Raw genomic sequence first — 19,423 nt, forward strand, 5'->3', positions numbered from 1 at the left:
CCATGGCAGGTCTGACGGCGGGCGCGCCCATGCCCCAATCCATCACGGTGCACGAGCAGTCGCGCGTGCTGGAGGTGACGTTTTCCGACGGCGCACACTTTCGCATCCCGTTCGAGCTGATGCGCGTGTATTCCCCCTCGGCCGAAGTGCAGGGCCATGGGCCGGGCCAGCAGGTGCTGCAGACCGGAAAACGCGACGTCACGTTGACGCGGCTGGAGCCCGTAGGCAACTACGCTGTGCAGCCCACCTTCTCCGACGGGCACGACAGCGGCATCTTCTCGTGGGACTACCTGTACGAACTGGGCCGTGACGAGCAGGCGCTGTGGGCAGACTATGCCGAGCGGCTGGCCGCCGCCGGCGTGGACCGTGATGCACCCATGGCGCCCAAGGCCGGCGGCCACGGCTGCGGCGGGCATTGAGGCGCAGCACGGCCCGCCCGCGTGGCCGCGCCGCGCCACGCTTTAGCCTAAATAGCGACAGATGACCTAGGCGCATGCGGGGTTGCCGCTGTACGCATGGTCAGTGGGCGCTTAGCATCGTGGTATGAGTACCACGCATTTCGGATTCCAGTCGGTTCAGGAAGAGGACAAGGCGCGCCACGTGCGCGGCGTGTTCGATTCTGTCGCGCCCAAGTACGACCTGATGAACGACCTGATGTCGGCCGGGTTGCACCGCGCCTGGAAGGCCTACACCGTCATGGTGGCCAACCTGCGCGAGGGCGACCAGGTGCTGGACATCGCGGGCGGCACGGGCGACCTGTCGCTGGCCTTTTCCAAGAAAGTGGGCGCCACGGGCCGCGTCGTGCATACCGACATCAATGAGGCCATGCTGCGCGTGGGACGCGACCGGCTGATCAACGAAGGCGTGGTGCTGCCCACGACGGTGTGCGATGCCGAGCACCTGCCGTTTCCTGACAACCACTTCGACCTGGTGAGCGTGGCCTTCGGCCTGCGCAACATGACGCACAAGGACGCTGCGCTGCGCGAGATGTGCCGCGTGCTCAAGCCGCGCGGCCGGCTGCTGGTGCTGGAGTTTTCCCGCGTGGCCAAGCCGCTGGAAAAGGCCTATGACTGGTATTCGTTCCAGGTGTTGCCGCGGCTGGGCAAGCTGGTGGCGGGCGACGATTCGAGCTACCGCTACCTGGCCGAGTCCATCCGCATGCACCCGGGCCAGGAAGAGCTCAAATCCCTCATGCAGCAAAGTGGCTTTGGGCATGTGGACTATCACAACATGACCGGCGGCATCGTCGCGTTGCATGTTGGAATCAAGTGCTGAAAGAGTTCATTGAAAACTATCGATATTTCGGAGAAGCCATGATGAAACTGTGGTCAGTGGTCTTGGTCGCCATGTTGGCGGTCGTGCATCTGGATGCGGATGCGCGCCGTCTCGGGGGTGGCAAATCCATCGGCAAGCAGTCCAGCAACGTGACCCAGCGCGACGCTGCGACGCCCCCCGCCGCTCCTGCCGCACCCACGCAGAATGCGGCAGGCACCACTGCGGCCAAGCCCGCCGCGGCGCCCAATACCGCCGCAGCCGCCCCCAGGAAGCCCTGGGGCGCCATGCTGGGCGGCCTGGCCGCGGGCCTGGGCCTGGCCTGGCTGGCCAGCTCGCTGGGCCTGGGCGCAGAGTTCGGCCAGTTCCTGCTGATCGCCCTGCTGGCACTGGTGGTCATGGTGGTGGTCGGCATGGTCATGCGTGCGCGCAAATCCGCGGGCGCACCGGTGAACGCCTCGCCCTTCGCCTTCCAGGGCGCGGGTTCCGCGCCCGCCGCAGATGCGCGCATGCCGCGCCAGTACAGCCCGGACAAGGTGGGTAACGACGCGTCCGCCCGCCCGTGGGAGCGCGGCGGGATGGCCTTCCAGGCGCCGGCCGCTGCCGCTACCGGCGGGATCATCGGCTCGGCGCTGTCGGGTTCGCAGAACTGGGGCGTGCCGGCCGGCTTCGACACCGAAGGCTTCCTGTCGGCCGCCAAGCGCAACTTCACCACGCTGCAGGCCGCATGGGATCGCTCGGACGTCGCCACGCTGCGCTCCATGATGACCGACAGCATGGTTGACGAGATTCGCACGCAGCTCAACGAGCGCGAATCGCACCGCGGCGACCAGCAGCCCAATCAGACCGATGTGATCATGCTCGAGGCGCAACTGCTGGGCATCGAGGACCTGGGCGACGGCTACATGGCCAGCGTGGAGTTCTCCGGCATGATCCGCGAGGAGCCTTCGGCCGGCCCGAGCCCGTTCCGCGAGGTCTGGAACATGACCAAGCCCAAGAACGGCGCCAGCGGCTGGCTGGTTGCGGGCGTGCAGGCGCTGCAGTAAGCATGGCGCCGCTGGAACCGGGCGGCGCACGGCGAAAAAGCCTGCTGCGCTGCGCCCAGTTCGGGGAATAATCGGGGACTATGGCAACACGGTCCCCTTTTTCTTTCCTGGACGGGCTCTTCGAACGCGTCATGTCTGGCCCCCTGCCGCCCGCGTGGCTGGTGCATGAGGTGCAGCACCGAACGGTGCTGTTCCTCAACCATGTGCTGATGCAGGAGCGGGAAGCCATGGACCGTCTGGCACGCCAGCGCGGCCGCGTCGCGCGCGTGCAGTGGCGCATCTTCTCGATGGCGCTGCAGGTGACGCCCGCCGGGCTGTTCGATCTCGCGCCCCCAGAGGCCGTGGCCGACCTCCGGCTGGAAGTGTCCGAGACCTCCCCGCTGTCGCTGGCCGGCAGTGCGCTGCGCGGCGACAAGCCCACCATCCGCATCGAAGGCGACGTGCAATTCGCGGCCGAGATCAATTGGCTGGTGGACCATGTGCGCTGGGATGTCGAGGAAGACCTGGCGCGCGTGATCGGCGATGCCCCGGCCCGCGCCGTGGCATCCGTCGTGGGACGCGCCGTGCAGGCGTTGCGCAGCTTCGTGGGCGCACGCGTGCCCGGCGGCCAAGCGCCCGCGCCCGCAGCGGGCGAGTTGCCGGACCGCTCCCCGCCATGAGCCGCTTTGCCCGCGGCATCACCATCGTCTGGGTGGTGCTGCGCTATGGACTCGACGAACTGGTGCTGTCGACCTTCCGGCAGCCGTGGCTGCGCGCCGTCACGCGGGTCATCACCTTCGGCCGCAAGCTGGACGCGCCGCGCGGCCAGCGGCTGCGCGAGGCCTTGGAGAGCCTGGGTCCGATTTTCGTGAAGTTCGGGCAGGTCCTGTCCACGCGCCGCGACCTCATGCCGCCGGACATTGCGGACGAGCTGGCGCTGCTGCAGGATCGCGTTCCGCCGTTCGACCCTGATGTGGCGATCGCCACCATCGAGCGCGCATTTCGCCGCCCGATCGGCGAGGTGTTCGTCTCGTTCGACCGGCAGCCCGTGGCCAGCGCGTCCATCGCACAGGTGCACTTCGCGGTGATCCGTGACCGCCAAGGGCACGCGCGTGAAGTCGCCGTGAAGGTGCTGCGCCCCGGCATGCTGCCTGTGATCGACAAGGATTTGGCGCTCATGCGCATGATGGCCGGGTGGGTGGAAAGCCTGTCCGCCGACGGCAAGCGCCTCAAGCCGCGCGAGGTCGTGGCCGAGTTCGACAACTACCTGCACGACGAACTCGACCTGGTGCGCGAGGCGGCCAACGCGGCGCAGCTGCGCCGCAACATGCAGGGGCTGGATCTGGTGCTCATCCCGGAGGTGTTCTGGGATTTCTGCCATGCCGAAGTGTTGGTGATGGAGCGCATGAAGGGCGTGCCCATCAACCAGGTGGAGCGCCTGCGCAGCGCGGGCGTGGACATTCCCAAGCTGGCCCGCGACGGCGTGACCATCTTCTTCACCCAGGTGTTCCGCGACGGGTTCTTTCATGCCGACATGCATCCCGGCAACATCCAGGTGAGCCTGGCACCCGAGACCTTCGGCCGCTACATCTCGCTGGACTTTGGCATCGTCGGGACGCTGACCGAGTTCGACAAGGAATACCTTGCGCAGAACTTCACGGCTTTTTTCAGGCGCGACTACAAGCGCGTGGCCGAACTGCACATCGAAAGCGGTTGGGTTCCCGCCCATACCCGCGTGAACGAACTGGAAGCCGCTATCCGCACCGTGTGCGAGCCGTATTTCGACCGGCCGCTCAAGGAAATCTCTTTGGGCATGGTGCTGCTGCGGCTGTTCCAGACCTCGCGGCGCTTCCAGGTGGAGATCCAACCGCAGCTGGTGCTGCTGCAAAAAACCTTGCTCAACATCGAAGGGCTGGGCCGGCAGTTGGACCCCGACCTGGACCTGTGGAGCACGGCCAAGCCCTTCCTGGAGAAGTGGATGCTCGATCAGCTGGGTCCCCAACGCCTGTGGCGCGAGCTGCGTGCCGAGGCGCCGCACTACGCCAAGATCCTGCCCGATCTGCCACGCCTGCTCCACGACTTCCTGCGCCAGCGGCCCCATGACAACCGGGGCGATCTGCAGGAACTGCTGGCCACCCAGAAGCGCACCAACCGGCTGCTGCAAAGCATCATCTATGGCGGCCTGGGCTTCGTGCTGGGGCTGCTGGTCATGCAGCTCTTCGTGCGCGTGCGCATCTTCTAACTTCCTTCCCTCTTTCATTCCTCAGGAGTACCAGCGTGTTGCTCTTCATGGTGATTGCCTACCTGTTTGTCACCATCGGCATTGGCTTGTGGGCTGCCCAACGGGTGAAGAACACGGCTGATTTCGCGATTGCCGGACGCCACCTGCCCATGTACATGATCATCACCACCACGTTCGCCACGTGGTTCGGCTCCGAGATCGTGCTGGGCGTGCCCGCCAAGTTCATCGAAGGGGGGCTCAAGGCCGTGGTGGAAGACCCGTTCGGCGCCGGCATGTGCTTGATTCTGGTGGGGTTGTTCTTCGCGGCCAAGCTCTACCGCATGACGCTGCTGACCATCAGCGACTACTACCGCGAGCGCTACGGCCGTGCAGTGGAGGTGATCTGCTCGCTCATCATCATGCTCAGCTACCTGGGCTGGGTGTCGGCGCAGGTCACGGCGCTGGGGCTGGTGTTCAACCTGCTGTCCGGCGGTGCGGTGAGCATCCCCATGGGCATGGCCATCGGCGTGCTGTCCATCCTGGTCTACACGCTGTGGGGTGGCATGTGGTCGGTGGCGGTGACCGATTTCATCCAGATGATCATTCTGGTGGTCGGCCTGGTGGTGCTGGCCTGGTTCGCCAGCGACATGGCGGGGGGCGCGGGCAAGGTGATCGAGCTGGCCACCAGCCGCGACCTGTTTCAGTTCTGGCCCGAACCCACCTGGCACGAGATCATCTTCTTCTTCGGTGCCGCCATCACCATGATGCTGGGCTCCATCCCGCAGCAGGATGTGTTCCAGCGCGTCATGTCGGCCAATACCGAGCGTGCCGCCACGCATGGCACGGTGATCGGTGGTACGGCCTACATCTTCTTCGCCTTCGTGCCCATGTTCCTCGTGGCAAGCGCGCTGCTGATCATGCCGCAGGAGACGGCCGAACTGCTCAAGGATGACCCGCAGAAGGTGCTGCCCACTCTGGTGATGGACAAGATGCCGCTCGTCATGCAGGTGCTGTTCTTCGGTGCGCTACTGTCGGCCATCAAGTCCTGCGCCTCGGCCACACTGCTGGCGCCCAGCGTCACCTTCACCGAGAACATCTGGCGGCAGTTCCGCCCTGAAAAGATCAGCGACCGCGAGAACCTGCTGGCCATGCGCATCAGTGTGCTGGTGTTCGCGGTGGGTGTGCTGGCCTATTCCATCAAGATGGAAGGCACGCCCATTTACGAGCTGGTGTCCAGCGCCTACCAAGTGCCGCTGGTGGGGGCGTTCGTGCCGCTGGTATTCGGCCTGTATTGGAAGCGTGCCAACACGCAAGGCGCGCTGTGCGCGGTGGCGCTGGGCATTGGCGTGTGGCTGGTGTTCATGGTCACCCCCGCGCTGCATGAGGCGTTCCCCCAGCAACTCGCCGGCCTGCTGGCCGCCATGGTCGGCATGGTGGCCGGTTCGCTTGCACCGCAGGTGGTGCGCAATTCGCATGCGCCGCACCACCGGGTGGTGGGGGTGGAGTGACGCACGGGCGCGCGGTGCGGCCTGGGATGCATGCCTATAATTGAAGGTTTTGCACATTCTTCGCACTTCTTCGTAATGCCTATTTACGCCTATCGATGCGGTTCCTGCGGCCATGCCAAGGACGTGCTGCAAAAAATCTCCGACGCGCCGCTCACCGTCTGCCCGTCCTGCGGTGCGCCGGCTTTTTCCAAGCAGCTGACGGCCGCGGGCTTTCAACTCAAGGGCACGGGCTGGTATGCCACCGATTTCAGCGGCCGTGCCAGTGCGCCTGCTGCGGCATCGGACGCTCCTAAAACAGAAGCTGCCAGCGCTGCTCCGGCAAGCGCTACGGCCACTTCTGACTCCTAACCTCGGATAACTCGCATGGCTGCCTTGCGCAAGTGGCTGTTCACGGGTCTGCTGGTCATCGTGCCCGGCGTCATCACCGCATGGGTGTTGAGCTGGATCGTGAGCACCCTGGATCAGACCCTCGCCATCCTGCCGGGCTCCTGGCAGCCGGACAAACTGCTGGGCTTTCACATCCCGGGCTTCGGGGTGTTGCTCACGCTCAGCATCCTGCTGGTAGTGGGGGCCTTGGCGAGCAACTTCGCGGGGCGCAAGCTGGTGGAGTGGGGCGACCGCCTGGTCAGCCGTATTCCTGTGGTGCGTTCGATCTACTCCAGTGTCAAGCAGGTTTCCGACACGCTGTTCTCTGAAAGCGGCAACGCCTTTCGCACCGCCGTGCTGGTGCAGTGGCCGCGCGAGGGGGTGTGGACGGTGGCCTTCATCACCGGCGCGCCCAGCGGCGAGGTGGCGGCTTACCTGCGTGACGAGTATGTGAGCGTCTACGTGCCCACCACGCCCAATCCCACGGGCGGGTACTTCGTGCTCATGCGCAGGAGCGACTGCATCGAGCTGGACATGAGCATCGATGCGGCCCTCAAGTACATTGTGTCGATGGGGGTGGTGTCGCCACCCGACCCCGTTGCCACGGAACCCGCTCCATAAGAAAACCGTCGTCGCCCGCCCGTGCCTGTGCGCCGAGTGGGTGGAAAGAACAACCATCGTCGCGTCCCACGAGGACGCAGGAAGACTGATCCATGGCCATGCGCTCCCACTACTGCGGTCTTGTGACCGAAGCCCTCCTGGGCCAAACCGTCACCCTGTCGGGCTGGGTGAACCGTCGCCGCGACCATGGCGGCGTGATCTTCATCGACCTGCGCGACCGCGAAGGCTATGTGCAGGTGGTCTGCGACCCTGATCGTCCCGAGATGTTCAAGGTGGCCGAGGACGTCCGCAACGAGTTCTGCGTGCAGGTCAAGGGTTTGGTGCGCGCGCGCCCCGAAGGCACGACCAACGACAGCCTCAAGAGCGGCAAGATCGAGGTGCTGTGCCAGGAGCTCAACGTCCTGAACCCGTCCGTGACGCCGCCCTTCCAGATGGACGACGACAACCTGTCGGAAACCACGCGCCTCACGCACCGCGTGATGGACCTGCGCCGCCCGTACATGCAGCGCAACATGATGCTGCGCTACAAGACGGCCATCCAGGTGCGTAACTTCCTGGACAAGGAAGGCTTCATCGACATCGAAACGCCCGTGCTGGGCAAGAGCACGCCCGAGGGAGCGCGCGACTACCTCGTGCCCAGCCGCGTGCACGACGGTCAGTTCTTCGCGCTGCCGCAGTCGCCCCAGCTCTACAAGCAGATGCTGATGGTGGCCGGCTACGACCGCTACTACCAGATCACCAAGTGCTTCCGCGACGAGGATCTGCGCGCCGACCGCCAGCCCGAGTTCACGCAGATCGACTGCGAGACCTCGTTCCTGAATGAGGAAGAGATCCGCGCCATCTTCCAGCGCATGATCAAGGAAGTGTTCCAGCAGCAATTGGGCGTGGACCTGGGTGAATTCCCCACCATGACCTACCAGGAAGCAGCGCACCGTTTCGGCTCCGACAAGCCTGACCTGCGCGTGAAGCTCGAATTCACCGAGCTGACCGATGTCATGAAGGACGTGGACTTCAAGGTCTTCTCCGGCGCCGCCAACATGAAGGGCGGCCGTGTGGTGGCCCTGCGCGTGCCCGGTGGCGCCCGTGAAGAGGGCGGCCTGTCGCGCGGCGAGATCGACGGCTATACCGAGTTCGTGAAGATCTACGGCGCCAAGGGTCTGGCTTACATCAAGGTCAACGATAAGGCCAAGGGCCGTGACGGCCTGCAGTCGCCCATCGTCAAGAACATCCATGACGCCGCACTGGCCGAAGTGCTCCAGCGCACGGGCGCGCAGGACGGCGACCTGCTGTTCTTTGGCGCCGACAAGGAAAAGATCGTCAACGACGCCATCGGCGCACTGCGCCTGAAGGTCGGCCACAGCGAATTCGGCAAGAAGAATGGTCTGTTCGAGAACCGCTGGGCGCCGCTGTGGGTGGTGGACTTTCCCATGTTCGAGCATGACGAGGAAGAAGACCGCTGGGTGGCCGTGCACCACCCCTTCACGTCGCCGAAGGACGGCCATGAGAACCTCATGGACACCGACCCCGGCAAGTGCATTGCCAAGGCCTACGACATGGTGCTGAACGGGTGGGAGCTGGGCGGCGGCTCGGTGCGTATCCACCGCGCTGATGTGCAGGCCAAGGTGTTTGCGGCGCTCAATATCGGCCCGGAAGACCAGCGCGCGAAGTTCGGCTACCTGCTGGACGCGTTGCAGTACGGCGCGCCTCCGCACGGCGGCCTGGCCTTCGGCCTGGACCGCCTGATCACGCTGATGACGGGAGCCGAGTCCATCCGCGACGTGATCGCCTTCCCCAAGACCCAGCGCGCCCAGGATCTGCTGACCCAGGCCCCTTCGCCTGTGGACGAAAAGCAGCTGCGCGAACTGCACATCCGCCTGCGCAACCCGCTGCCTGCAGCCCACTGAGGAGCGCGCGGGCTCCGACACCTAAGCGGCAGGCGCGTTCACGTGCCTGCCGTTTTTGTTTGCCATAACGTGTCCACAAGCTCTTGGAGGGAGACCATGCGCATGCTGTTTCGACGGCTGTCCCATACCGGTTTGCTGCTGTGCGTGGCGCTGGGGGGATCGGCTTGCGGCGAGAAGAAAACCGAGCTGGGCGAAGGCGGTTCGGTGGTCGCTGGCTCGGCCGGGCCCCAGGGCCCGCGCAACGCCGCGCGCGAGCTGCTGCGCTGCGACAGCCCCGTGGCCACCGTGGCGCTGGCCGAGAGTCCCCACGGCTATGCCACGGGTGGTTACAACCTGCCCACCTCGCCCGTGCCCCTGATCAAGCTCATGGTGCAACAAAGCGGCTGCTTTCGCGTGATGGACCGTGGCGCGGGGCTGCGTGGTACGGTACAGGAGAGCGAATTGCGTGAATCCGGCGTGCTGCGCCCCAACTCGACCGTGGCCAAGGGGCGCGGCTATGAGGCGCAGTACACGCTCACTCCCAGCCTGACCTTCAGCGAAAGCGATGCCGGGCGCGGCCTGGCGGGCATCATGGGCATGATTCCGGTGCTGCGCGACCTGGCCGGCCTGATCGGCCTGGCCGAGCAGGTGAAGTTCAAGGAGGCGCAGACGGCGCTACTGCTGTCGGACAACGAAACCACCGAACAGGTGGCTGCCGCCACGGGCGCAGCCCGCACCACCGATCTGGGCATCGGCGGCATCATGATCGGGCGGCTGGGGGGCGCATCCGGGGCGGGTTGGAGCAACACCAACGAAGCCAAGGTGGTTGCCGCCGCCTTCCTGGATACGCACAACGCCCTGGTGGAGCAGGTGCGGGCGCTGCAAGCCAAGCCCCTGCCGCCGCCGGTGCCGAGCCGCTAGCGCAGCGCGCGTGCACAGGGACGGCACCATGTACAAAATTCCCGAATCCGTGCTGGTGGTGGTGCACACGCCTGCGCTGGACGTGCTGCTGCTGCGCCGTGCCGACTCGGCCGAAGATTTCTGGCAATCGGTCACCGGCAGCAAGGATTTTGCGGGCGAGGACTGGGCCGTCACCGCCGCGCGCGAGGCGGCGGAGGAAACCGGCATCCAGGCCGCCGCTGCGGGCTGCGCGCTGCGCGACTGGGGCATGGAGAACATCTACACCATCTACCCGCAATGGCGGCACCGCTACGCGCCGGGTGTCTGCCTGAATACCGAGCGTGTCTTCGGCCTGTGCGTGCCGGCGCAGACGCCAGTGGCCTTGAATCCGCGCGAGCACACGGCATATGCTTGGATGGGCTGGCGCGAAGCCGCGGACCGCTGCTACTCGCCTTCCAATGCCGAGGCCATACTCTGGCTGCCACGATTCGTTGGACGATGACCGCAACACCGATCGAACTGCCTGCCGAGCATTCCGGCATCCTGCGCGTAGCGACCTACAACATCCACAAGGGTGTGCAGGGGCTGGGCCCCGCGCGCCGGCTGGAGATCCACAATCTGGGCCTGGCGGTCGAGCAGCTCGATGCAGACATCGTCTGTCTGCAGGAGGTGCGCAGGATGAACCGCAAGGAGGCCAGCTACTTCGAGCGTTGGCCCCATGTGCCGCAGGCCGAGTACCTGGCCCCCGAAGGTTACGAAGCCATCTACCGCACCAATGCCTTCACGCGCCACGGAGAGCACGGCAACGCGCTGCTCACGCGCTGGCCGGTGATCGGCCACCAGCACGAGGACATCTCCGACCATCGCTTCGAGCAGCGCGGCCTGCTGCATGTGGAGGTGGAGATACAGGGCCGCCGGGTGCATGCCATCGTGGTGCACCTGGGCCTGGTGCCCGGCAGCCGCATCCGCCAGGTGGCGCAGCTGCAGCGCTTCATCGCGCGCGAGGTGCCCGAGGATGCCCCGCTGGTCGTTGCGGGCGACTTCAACGACTGGGGGCTGCAGATCAAGCGCATGCTTGCGGGCTTCGGGCTCTTCGAGTACGACGATGCGCCCCAGGCCTTCACCTACCCCGCCCGCCTGCCCATGGTGCAGCTGGACCATGTGTACGTGCGGGGCCTCACCCCGCTGGGGCTGCAGGTGCCACGTGGGCGGATCTGGTGGCGCATGTCGGACCATTTGCCGCTGATCGCAGAGTTCAAGCTCTGACTCCATGGTCGCCCCCACGCGCGCGCACGCTACCGGCCGAGACCACCAGATCCAGCTGCTGCAGGGCACGCAGGAGTTGTTCCCGGCGCTGATCGCCGAGATGGATGCGGCGCTGTCCGATATCCAGTTCGAGACCTACATCTTTGACTGCACTGGCGCGGGCGCCGACGTGGCCGAGGCGCTGATGCGCGCAGCCCGGCGCGGCGTGCGCGTGCACCTGGCGCTGGACGGCGTGGGCACGGGGCGGCTGCCCGAGCCTTGGCGCACCCGCATGGTGCAGGCCGGCGTGCACGTGCAGGTGTATTCGCCGCTCGGCCCGCTGGGCCTGCTGCTGCCGATGCGCTGGCGCCGGCTGCACCGCAAGCTGTGCGTGGTGGATGGCTGCGTGCTGTTCTGCGGCGGCATCAACGTGCTGGACGACTTCCACGACCCCAACCACGGCGCGCTCACCGCGCCGCGCTTTGACTTTGCCGTGCGCGCCGAGGGCAGCCTGGTGCAGCAGGCCAGCGAGACCATGGAGCAACTGTGGTGGCGCATGCGCGCGGTGCGCGACGTACGCCAGCGCCGCCTGTCGCTGGCGCTGGCCGACCTGCGCGCCGCCAGCGCCGCACGCCTGGCGGCGCGGCGCGCCGAGAGCCGTGCGCGGGGCATGCGCGCCGAGCTGGTGCTGCGCGACAACGTGCGCAACCGTGCACGCATCGAGCGCGCCTACCTGCGCGCCATTGCCCGCGCGCGGCATGAGGTCATCATCGCCAACGCCTACTTCGTGCCCGGTGGCAAGCTGCGCCGCGCGCTGGTGCTGGCGGCGCTGCGCGGCGTGCGCGTACAGCTGCTGCTGCAGGGGCGGTACGAATACTTCATGCAATACCACGCAGCGCGGCCGGTGTACGGCACGCTGCTGGCGGCGGGCGTGGAGATTCATGAATACGCGCCCAGCTTCCTGCACGCCAAGGTGGCGGTGATCGACGCGGACAGCCGCCGCGCCTGGGCCACGGTGGGCTCGTCCAACCTGGACCCGCTGTCGCTGCTGCTGGCGCGCGAGGCCAATGTGATCGTGCGCGACGCCCCCTTTGCCCAGGACCTGCGCAAGCGGCTGCGCCACGCCATGGCCCACGAGGGCCGCCGGCTTGACCCGCAGCGCTACGCCGAACGCCCCTGGCGCGAGCGCGCGCTGGACCGCATCGCCTTCGGCATCATGCGCGCGGCCCTGTGGGTGACGGGCAACCGCTACTGAATGCCGCGCCCCTGCCGGTGGGAAAATATTGCTATTGTTTCGATAGCTGCTGGCGCTTGCCCCATAAGCGCTAGAGGCATAAAAGGCTTATAAAGCCTGGATCGGCATTCGCTGGTACCATGCCGCCATGTCTTCAGAACCCCCAGCACCCCTGAGCGGCGCCGCGCCCGACGAGGGTACGCCCGTCTCCGTCAAGATTCGCGAACGGCTGAACGCGGCGCGCCGGCGCTTCCATGCCAACGACAACATCGCGGAGTTCATCCAGCCCGGCGAGCTGGAGCGCCTGCTGGACGAGGTCGAAGCCAAGATGCAGGGCGTCCTCGACAGCATGGTCATCGACACAGCGGGCGACCACAACACGCAGGCCACGGCGCGCCGGGTGGCCAAGATGTACCTCAACGAGGTCTTCAAGGGCCGCTACGTGCAGCCGCCGGCGATCACCGAGTTTCCCAACGCCGAGCACCTGAACGAGCTGATGATCGTCGGCCCCGTCACCGTGCGCAGCGCCTGCAGCCACCACTTCTGCCCGGTGATCGGCAAGATCTGGATCGGCGTGCTGCCCAACGAGCACACCAACGTGATCGGCCTGTCCAAGTACGCGCGCCTCGTGGACTGGGTCATGGGGCGTCCCCAGATCCAGGAGGAGGCCGTGGTGCAGCTGGCCGACCTCATCATGGAAAAGACCCAGCCCGACGGGCTGGCCATCGTCATGGAGGCCAGCCACTTCTGCATGTCCTGGCGCGGTGTGCGCGAGATGGACAGCAAGATGATCAACTCGGTGATGCGCGGGGTGTTCCTCACCAACCCCACGCTGCGCCGCGAATTCCTGGCCCTCATTCCCCGAAGGAGCTGACCCATGCTGGTCCGTCTTCTCTACGTCAGCCGCGCCGTCGATACCTCGTCCGAGGCCATCGAGGCCATCCTCACCCAGTCGCGCCAGCACAACCCCGCCAGTGGCATCACGGGCGTGCTGTGCTACGGCGGCGGCATCTTCCTGCAGGCCATCGAAGGCGGGCGCTCGGCCGTCAGCGACCTGTACGGCCACATCCAGCGCGACCCGCGCCACAAGGACGTGGAATTGCTGGCCTTCGAGGAAATCACCGAGCGCCGCTTTGGCGGCTGGACCATGGGCCAGGTCAACCTGACCAAGCTCAACCACTCCATCGTGCTCAAGTATTCCGAGCGGCCCGAGTTCGACCCCTATGCAGCCTCGGGCAAGGTGTCGTTCGCGCTGCTCGAAGAACTCATGGCCACGGCCAGCATCATCGGCCGGGCCTGAGGGTGGACCACCCCCTGAGCGGCTTGCGCCGCTGTCCCCGACTCCCGCGCGACGTGCGGGACGGGGGCGCCGTCAGTATGGCGGGGCGGTGGGGCCGGTCCAGGCGCTTGCCGGGCGGCTCCCGTCTGGCGCATGCCGGTGCCGCCGTGGCGCACTGATGCCGCCGACCACCTCCTGAACGCCGCAGCCGGCCGCGAGGCGCTGCGGCGGCGGGCCCTTCATGTCGCTCAACGCCTTCGCACTCATCCTCCTCGCCGGCCTGATCCACGCCGGCTGGAACATCGCCGCCAAGAAGGCCGGCGGCGATGCGCGTTTCGCCTTCTTCACCTCGGTGCTCATGATGCTGGTGTGGGCACCGCTGGGCTGGTGGCTTGGGCGCGACGCCGTGCCGCTGTGGGGCGCGCGCGAGTGGGCCATCGTGGCCCTGAGCGGCGTGCTGCACGTGCTGTACTACGTGATCCTGCTGCGCGGCTACCGCAAGGCCGACCTCACCGTGGTCTACCCCCTGGCGCGGGGCACGGGGCCGCTGCTGACCGCGCTGGTGGCCGTCACGCTGCTGGGCGAGCGGCTGTCCGCCTGGGGCGTGCTGGGCATCGTGGCGGTGGTGGGCGGCGTCTTCCTGATTGCGGGCGGCCCCGGGCTGTTGCGCGCGGCGCACGACCCCCAGGCGCGCCTGCGTGTGCGCGCGGGCCTGCGCTACGGCGTGCTGACCGGCATCTTCATCGCCAGCTATACCGTGGTGGACGGCTACGCCGTCAAGGCCATGCTGCTGTCGCCCGTGCTGGTGGACTAGGGCCTGTTCACACTATTTTTGCCAGATGCGTTGCGATCAAAAAGGGCCAGGCGCAAGGCGCCAAACGAAGCTGGGGTGCTACCCCAGCGAGGCTTGGCAACGCCGCGAATGGCCCTTTTTGATCGCAACCCGGAGGGAACGGAGTGAAAACCGCGCCATTCGTCGTTGCCCTCCTAGCCAAGGCCCCGGCCTTGGCGTCGTCACGCGCCTAGATTGGCGCGGTTTTCACGCCATTCGCACTGGCAAAAATAGTGTGAACAGGCCCTACATGGGCAACTTCGTGCGCGTGGCAGCGCTCGCCCCCGTGGCCCTGCGCAACCGCGCCGAGACGGCGCGCCTGTGGGCCGGGCAGTGGCGCTTTGCGCTGCTGGTGGCCGTGGTGAGCCCGATCGCCTACGTGCTGGTGCTGTTTGCCATGCAGGAGGCGCCCATGGCCCACGTGGCGCCGGCGCGCGAGGTCTCCATGCTGTTCGCGGCGCTCATCGGCGGGCACCTGCTGGACGAGGGCGACCGCGCCGCGCGCCTGGCGGGGGCGCTGCTGATTGCCGCCGGCGTGGTGGCGCTGGCGCTGGGCTAGGGACTGTTCACACTGTTTTTGCCAGATGCGTTGCGATCAAAAGGGGCCAGGCGCAAGGCGCCAAACGAAGCTGGGGTGTGACCCCGGCGCGGCTTGGCACCGCCGCGAATGTCCCGTTTTGATCGCAACCCGAGGGGGCCGGTGCGCATTCCACTGATGGCGGACAGTGATTCCATTCCCATCGCGGACAGCGTTCCAGGCGATGGCGGACACGTTGCGCGGGTGTCCTGAGTGACGCTCAAATCGTAGCCGAAGTGTCCGCCATCAGCGTGGAATGGCGGTCGGCGCGGCCGGCTCAGACGGCCTTGGTGAGCTTGCGCATCGACTCGCCCTTGAGGGCTATCTTGTGCGAGCCGTGCACGATGCGGTCCAGGATGGCGTCGGCCAGCGTGGGCTCGTCCAGCCAGGCGTGCCAGGCCGTCACCGGCAACTGGCTGGTGATGAGCGTCGAGCGCGTGCCCACCCGGTCGTCCAGCAATTCCAGCAGGTCGTTTCGCTCGTGCGCGGCAATCGGCGCGATGCCGAAGTCGTCCAGGATGAGCAGGTCCAGCCGCGCCAGTTGCGCCAGCCGTTTGCCCAGGCTGCCATCGCCGTGGGCCACGTGCAGCTCCTGCAGCAGCCGTGGCGCGCGGGTGTAGAGCACCGAGAAGCCCAGGCGCGCGGCCTGCTGCCCCAGTGCGCAGGCGAGCCACGTCTTGCCGCACCCGGTGGCGCCGGTGAGCAGCACGTTGTGGCCATGGCGCAGCCAGTCCCCGCCGGCCAGGCTGGTGATGACCTCTCGGCTCAGGCCCCGGCTGGCGCGCCAGTCGATGTCCTCCAGGCAGGCACTGGAGACCTTCAGGCGGGCCGCCTTCAACAGGCGCTCCAGGCGCTTGCTGTCACGCCAGTCCACCTCGCGCTGCACCAGCAGCGCCAGGCGTTGTTCAAAGGGCAGCTCGCTGGCCGTGATGTGGGTGGCCGCGTCGCTGAGGGCGGCCACCATGCCGTCCAGGCGCAGGGCGCGCAGTTGGTTCAAGGTCTGTTCGTTGAGCATGGTTCTTCCTTGTTAGGTTTGCTTGCACGTTGGAGTTCAGTGGTAGTAGCCCGGCCCGCGCACGTTCTCGTGCAGCGGCAGGTTCGCCTGTGCGGCCATCGGCGCATCCAGCGGCCGCTGGTCCAGGCCGCAGCCCAGGATGGAGGCGATGCTCTTGTAGGACGGTGAGCGAATCGACTGCGCCCGCGCACAGGCGGCCTCCAGCCGGTCAGCCCCGTACTCACGGCCCAGGCGCATGAGGCCCAGACAGGAGCGGTAACCCTGCTCGGGATGCTGGCGGTGCTCCATCTGCCAGCGCACCACGGCGGCGGTGGCCGCGCCCACGCGCTCACCCCAGGCGATGAGCTTGGCCGGCGTCCACTGCAGGTGCGCCCGGTGCGAGGCCGGCATGTGCTCGGGCGTGGTGGTGTGTGCACCCCGTCGGGGATTGAGGGCGTGGGCGGCCACGCGTTTGCTGCCGTGCAGGACTTCGAGCGTGCCGGCCGTGATGCGCAACTCCACCGGCTCACCCACCAGGGCGTGGGGCACCGAGTAGTAGTGGCCATCGAGCTCAACGTGGTAATCGATGTTGACGCGGGCGGGTTTGAAGCGCGCGATGGGCATGCGCACCGGCGGCAGGGGGCGCAGGGCTGGCCGGTCGAGTTCGGCGAAGGCGCTAGTGCGGTTGCCCGGCAGCTTCTTGAACGCGCGCTGGTTCAAGTCCACCAGCAAGGCGGCAATCGCCCGGTTGAGCTCGGCCAGGCTGAAGAAGGTCTGGTGGCGCAGCCTGGCCAGAATCCAGCGCTCGACCACCTGCACAGCGACCTCCACCTTGGGTTTGTCGCGTGGCTTGGCCGGGCGCGCGGGCATCACGGCCAGGCTGTAGTGCGCACAGAGCTCTTCGAGCAGGCGGTGCGCGGTGGGCTCGTAACGGTCGGGTCGGGCCATGAGGGCGCGCGGCTGGTCAGGCACCAGCAGGCGGGGCACGCCGCCGATGAACTCCAGCGCGCTAATGATGCTGGCCACCCAGTCGGTGGCCTTCTGGCTGGCGGTGGCGCAGGCGTAGGTGTAGTTCGATGCGCCCAGCACGGCCACGAAGACCTGGGCCTGGCGTATCTCGCCAGTGTCGGCATCCACCACGGGAACGGTCTGGCCGGCGTAGTCCACAAAGAGCTTGTCACCGCCCGTGTGGGTCTGGCGCATGGAGCGCTGCAGGCGCCGGGCCCAGGCCTTGTACTTCTCGCAGAAGGCGCTGTACTTGTACGCCTGCCCGCTGTGCTGTTGCTGGTATTCCTCCCAAAGCAACTGCAGCGTCACGCCAGGTCGGCGCAGTTCGCGGTGGATGTGGGCGTGGTCGGGTTCAAGGTGCCGGGACTCGCGCGCCACGGGTGGCTTGTAGAGCCGGGCCTGGAGTTCGTCGTCGTTCAGGCTCTGGGCCAGTGCCCAGTCCACGCCGGCCACGCGCGCGTAGCTGGCTATCTCGCTGACAGTGGATTTGGAGATGCCGAGGGCGGCACCGATTTGACGGGTGCTCAAGGCCCCGCGGTGCAGCAGTTGCAGTGTGTGTCGTAGTTTGCTCATGGTGACCCTGGGTGTGGGCATCGCTGGTTCCGGTCAAAAAACCGGGCAGCGTATGCCGCGTTCGGGTCACTCAGAACACCCCGCAGGTGTCCGCCATCAGTTTGGAATGCTGTCCGCCTTCAGCGTGGAACACTGTCCGCCATCACGCTGGAACACTGTCCGCCATCAGCATGGAATCGTGTCCGCCATCGCGTGGAATACGCAGGGCCGGAGTGAGAACCGCGCCACGCGTCGTTGCCCTCCTAGCCAAGGCCCCGGCCTTGGCGTCGTCACGCGCCTAGATTGGCGCGGTTTTCACGCCCTTCGCACTGGCAAAAATAGTGTGAACAGGCTCTGGCTGCAATGCTGCTGGTAGGGTGCGATTTTTCCAGCAGTCCCAGCCGGCGCAAGCCCATCGTGCTGGCGCTGGGCGCGCTGCAGGGCGGCAGCGTGGTGCTGCAAGACCTGCAGCCGCTGGATACGTTCGCCGCCTTCGGCCGATGGCTGGCCGCGCCGCGCGCGTGGGTGGGCGGCTTCGATCTGCCCTTCGGCCTGCCCCGCGAACTGCTCACCGGACTCGGCTGGCCGCTCGAATGGGCGCGCAGCATCGCGCACTACCGCGGCCTCACGCGCGCGCAAGTGCGTGAAACCTTTGCCGCGTTCTGCGCCGCGCGCCCTGCCGGCGCCAAGCTGGCCCACCGCGCCACGGACCGTCCCGCGGGCTCCAGCCCGTCGATGAAATGGGTGAACCCACCCGTGGCTTACATGCTGCATGCGGGCGTGCCGCTGCTGCTGGAGGCCGGCGTGCACCTGCCTGGCCTGCATGCCGGGGACCCGCGGCGCGTGGCGCTGGAGGCCTACCCCGGCCTGCTGGCGCGCGAGCTGATCGGGCGGCGCAGCTACAAGAGCGACGCGCGTGCGCGCCAGACGGCCGACCGGCACGCGGCGCGCACGGAGCTGCTGCGCCGCCTGGAGTGCGGCGACACCCGCCTGGGCCTGCGCCTGACAGTGGATGCCGCGCAGCGCGCGGCACTGCTGGACGACGGCAGCGGCGACCGCCTGGATGCGGTGCTGTGCCTGCTGCAGGCCGCATGGGCATGGCGCTGCCGGCAGCAGGGCGACCTGCGCTACGGTCTGCCGCCCGACATGGACCCGCTGGAGGGCTGGATCGTCACGGCGTAACGTCTGGTCGTGCAGGTGCCGCGTCCAGCTCCACCCAGCCTGCGCCGCATTGCACATGTGCGCCGCCATGCCGCGCCAGGCAGAGCAGCGCAGCGGCATCCAGGGGCGGGACTGGCTGGGACGCGAATGCCGCCAGGCCGGCGTCCGCCTGTCCGTCCGCCTGCACCCGCAGGCCGCTGCGGCCTTGCACGGCCTGCACCGTGATGCGTGCGGGAGGCGGGGAGCCCGTTTCCGCCAGGTGATAGAGGGCGCCCAGCAGCAGGCACAGGGTGGTGTGTGCCGCGACGGGCGTTTCGGGCAACGGGCCGGGCGCTTGCAGGTCGGTGCCGCGCATGGCCAGCAGCGGCCGGGCCAGCTGAGCCGCCTGGGCGGCCACGGCCGCCAGGGGCTGAGCGCTGTCCTGCGCGGGCAGGTCCCAATGGCGCAGGCGCTTGGCACTGTCGGCCAAGCGGGTCAGGTGGCCTTCGAACTGCTCCACCCGCTCCACTGCCTGTGCGGGCGGCAACTCGCCCGTGCCGAGCCGGCGCTTGAGCACGGTGGCCGCCATGCGCATGGCCGACAGCGGCCCCGCCAGGTCGTGCCGCACGGCGGGCATGGTGCGCGCAAGGATGGCGCTTTGCACGCCCAGCGCCATCCAGGCCTGGACGGGATCGTTGTCGGTGGGGAGGGTATTCATGGGCTGGCTGATTGGAACCGGGCGCCGGCGCCGGCAGGGTAGGACGGG

19 protein-coding genes and 2 pseudogenes are annotated in these 19,423 nt (G+C 67.3%); 18 read left to right on the forward strand and 3 right to left on the reverse strand.

The annotated features are described in order from the left end of the window. The first annotated feature begins 2 nt into the window (after positions 1 to 2). The 17 genes and pseudogenes from K2L43_RS04525 to K2L43_RS04605 form a co-directional block, all read left to right on the forward strand. Positions 3 to 419, forward strand: coding sequence for a gamma-butyrobetaine hydroxylase-like domain-containing protein (locus tag K2L43_RS04525; protein WP_012655774.1), 417 nt, complete (start codon positions 3 to 5; stop codon positions 417 to 419). Positions 420 to 543: 124 nt separating this feature from the next. Beyond that, entirely contained in the window at positions 544 to 1,275 is a 732-nt protein-coding gene (gene ubiE / locus K2L43_RS04530) for a bifunctional demethylmenaquinone methyltransferase/2-methoxy-6-polyprenyl-1,4-benzoquinol methylase UbiE (protein WP_012655775.1), read from the forward strand. 38 nt (positions 1,276 to 1,313) lie between these two features. Next, complete coding sequence (locus tag K2L43_RS04535) at positions 1,314 to 2,318, forward strand: Tim44 domain-containing protein (RefSeq protein ID WP_047350043.1); 1,005 nt, start codon at positions 1,314 to 1,316, stop codon at positions 2,316 to 2,318. 80 nt (positions 2,319 to 2,398) lie between these two features. After that, entirely contained in the window at positions 2,399 to 2,977 is a 579-nt protein-coding gene (locus tag K2L43_RS04540; protein WP_220638592.1) for a hypothetical protein, read from the forward strand. Then, positions 2,974 to 4,539: a ubiquinone biosynthesis regulatory protein kinase UbiB gene (ubiB, locus tag K2L43_RS04545; protein WP_012655778.1), complete on the forward strand. Its 1,566-nt coding sequence runs from the start codon at positions 2,974 to 2,976 to the stop codon at positions 4,537 to 4,539. Before K2L43_RS04540 ends, ubiB begins: the two co-directional genes overlap by 4 nt. A 35-nt stretch (positions 4,540 to 4,574) precedes the next feature. Beyond that, positions 4,575 to 6,026 (forward strand): sodium:solute symporter family protein, encoded by a 1,452-nt coding sequence (locus K2L43_RS04550; protein ID WP_012655779.1) that lies wholly within the window; start codon positions 4,575 to 4,577, stop codon positions 6,024 to 6,026. Between the two features lie 75 nt (positions 6,027 to 6,101). After that, a complete protein-coding gene (locus K2L43_RS04555; protein ID WP_012655780.1) occupies positions 6,102 to 6,374 on the forward strand; it encodes an FmdB family zinc ribbon protein in 273 nt (90 codons plus the stop codon). A gap of 15 nt (positions 6,375 to 6,389) precedes the next feature. Beyond that, positions 6,390 to 7,013, forward strand: a complete 624-nt coding sequence (locus K2L43_RS04560) for a DUF502 domain-containing protein (RefSeq protein WP_011804317.1) — start codon at positions 6,390 to 6,392, stop codon at positions 7,011 to 7,013. A gap of 92 nt (positions 7,014 to 7,105) precedes the next feature. After that, positions 7,106 to 8,917, forward strand: coding sequence for an aspartate--tRNA ligase (gene aspS / locus K2L43_RS04565; RefSeq protein ID WP_135148778.1), 1,812 nt, complete (start codon positions 7,106 to 7,108; stop codon positions 8,915 to 8,917). 96 nt (positions 8,918 to 9,013) lie between these two features. Next, positions 9,014 to 9,817 carry a hypothetical protein gene (locus K2L43_RS04570; protein ID WP_011804319.1) on the forward strand — a complete coding sequence of 268 codons (804 nt, stop codon included), beginning with the start codon at positions 9,014 to 9,016 and terminating at the stop codon, positions 9,815 to 9,817. A gap of 28 nt (positions 9,818 to 9,845) precedes the next feature. Further along, positions 9,846 to 10,298 carry a dihydroneopterin triphosphate diphosphatase gene (gene nudB, locus K2L43_RS04575; protein WP_103737776.1) on the forward strand — a complete coding sequence of 151 codons (453 nt, stop codon included), beginning with the start codon at positions 9,846 to 9,848 and terminating at the stop codon, positions 10,296 to 10,298. Next, complete coding sequence (locus tag K2L43_RS04580) at positions 10,295 to 11,062, forward strand: endonuclease/exonuclease/phosphatase family protein (protein ID WP_011804321.1); 768 nt, start codon at positions 10,295 to 10,297, stop codon at positions 11,060 to 11,062. The genes nudB and K2L43_RS04580 overlap by 4 nt, the downstream gene beginning before the upstream one ends. A 4-nt stretch (positions 11,063 to 11,066) precedes the next feature. Continuing rightward, positions 11,067 to 12,296 carry a cardiolipin synthase ClsB gene (gene clsB, locus K2L43_RS04585; protein WP_220638593.1) on the forward strand — a complete coding sequence of 410 codons (1,230 nt, stop codon included), beginning with the start codon at positions 11,067 to 11,069 and terminating at the stop codon, positions 12,294 to 12,296. Positions 12,297 to 12,423: 127 nt separating this feature from the next. Next, positions 12,424 to 13,149, forward strand: coding sequence for a GTP cyclohydrolase I (gene folE / locus K2L43_RS04590; protein ID WP_011804323.1), 726 nt, complete (start codon positions 12,424 to 12,426; stop codon positions 13,147 to 13,149). 3 nt (positions 13,150 to 13,152) lie between these two features. Next, positions 13,153 to 13,575, forward strand: coding sequence for a BLUF domain-containing protein (locus tag K2L43_RS04595; RefSeq protein ID WP_011804324.1), 423 nt, complete (start codon positions 13,153 to 13,155; stop codon positions 13,573 to 13,575). A gap of 220 nt (positions 13,576 to 13,795) precedes the next feature. Next, a pseudogene (locus K2L43_RS04600) lies at positions 13,796 to 14,365 on the forward strand (SMR family transporter); the annotation flags it as partial. 268 nt (positions 14,366 to 14,633) lie between these two features. Continuing rightward, positions 14,634 to 14,945, forward strand: a pseudogene (locus K2L43_RS04605) (EamA family transporter); the annotation flags it as partial. Between the two features lie 295 nt (positions 14,946 to 15,240). Here K2L43_RS04605 and istB read toward each other — a convergent pair. Then, complete coding sequence (istB, locus tag K2L43_RS04610) at positions 15,241 to 15,978, reverse strand: IS21-like element helper ATPase IstB (RefSeq protein ID WP_011805003.1); 738 nt, start codon at positions 15,976 to 15,978, stop codon at positions 15,241 to 15,243. Between the two features lie 36 nt (positions 15,979 to 16,014). Beyond that, positions 16,015 to 17,559 (reverse strand): IS21 family transposase, encoded by a 1,545-nt coding sequence (gene istA, locus K2L43_RS04615; RefSeq protein ID WP_024099860.1) that lies wholly within the window; start codon positions 17,557 to 17,559, stop codon positions 16,015 to 16,017. A 321-nt stretch (positions 17,560 to 17,880) separates the two neighbouring features. Here istA and K2L43_RS04620 point away from each other — a divergent pair, with 321 nt between their 5' ends. Next, complete coding sequence (locus K2L43_RS04620) at positions 17,881 to 18,699, forward strand: DUF429 domain-containing protein (protein ID WP_220638594.1); 819 nt, start codon at positions 17,881 to 17,883, stop codon at positions 18,697 to 18,699. Here K2L43_RS04620 and K2L43_RS04625 read toward each other — a convergent pair. Then, on the reverse strand, positions 18,689 to 19,375 hold the full coding sequence (locus K2L43_RS04625; RefSeq protein WP_220638595.1) for a hypothetical protein: 687 nt from the start codon (positions 19,373 to 19,375) through the stop codon (positions 18,689 to 18,691). The two genes, K2L43_RS04620 and K2L43_RS04625, sit on opposite strands and share 11 nt — an antisense overlap. Between the last annotated feature and the right edge of the window lie 48 nt (positions 19,376 to 19,423).

Source organism: Diaphorobacter sp. MNS-0 (assembly GCF_019602835.1).
GTDB classification, from domain to species: Bacteria; Pseudomonadota; Gammaproteobacteria; order Burkholderiales; family Burkholderiaceae_C; genus Diaphorobacter; species Diaphorobacter nitroreducens.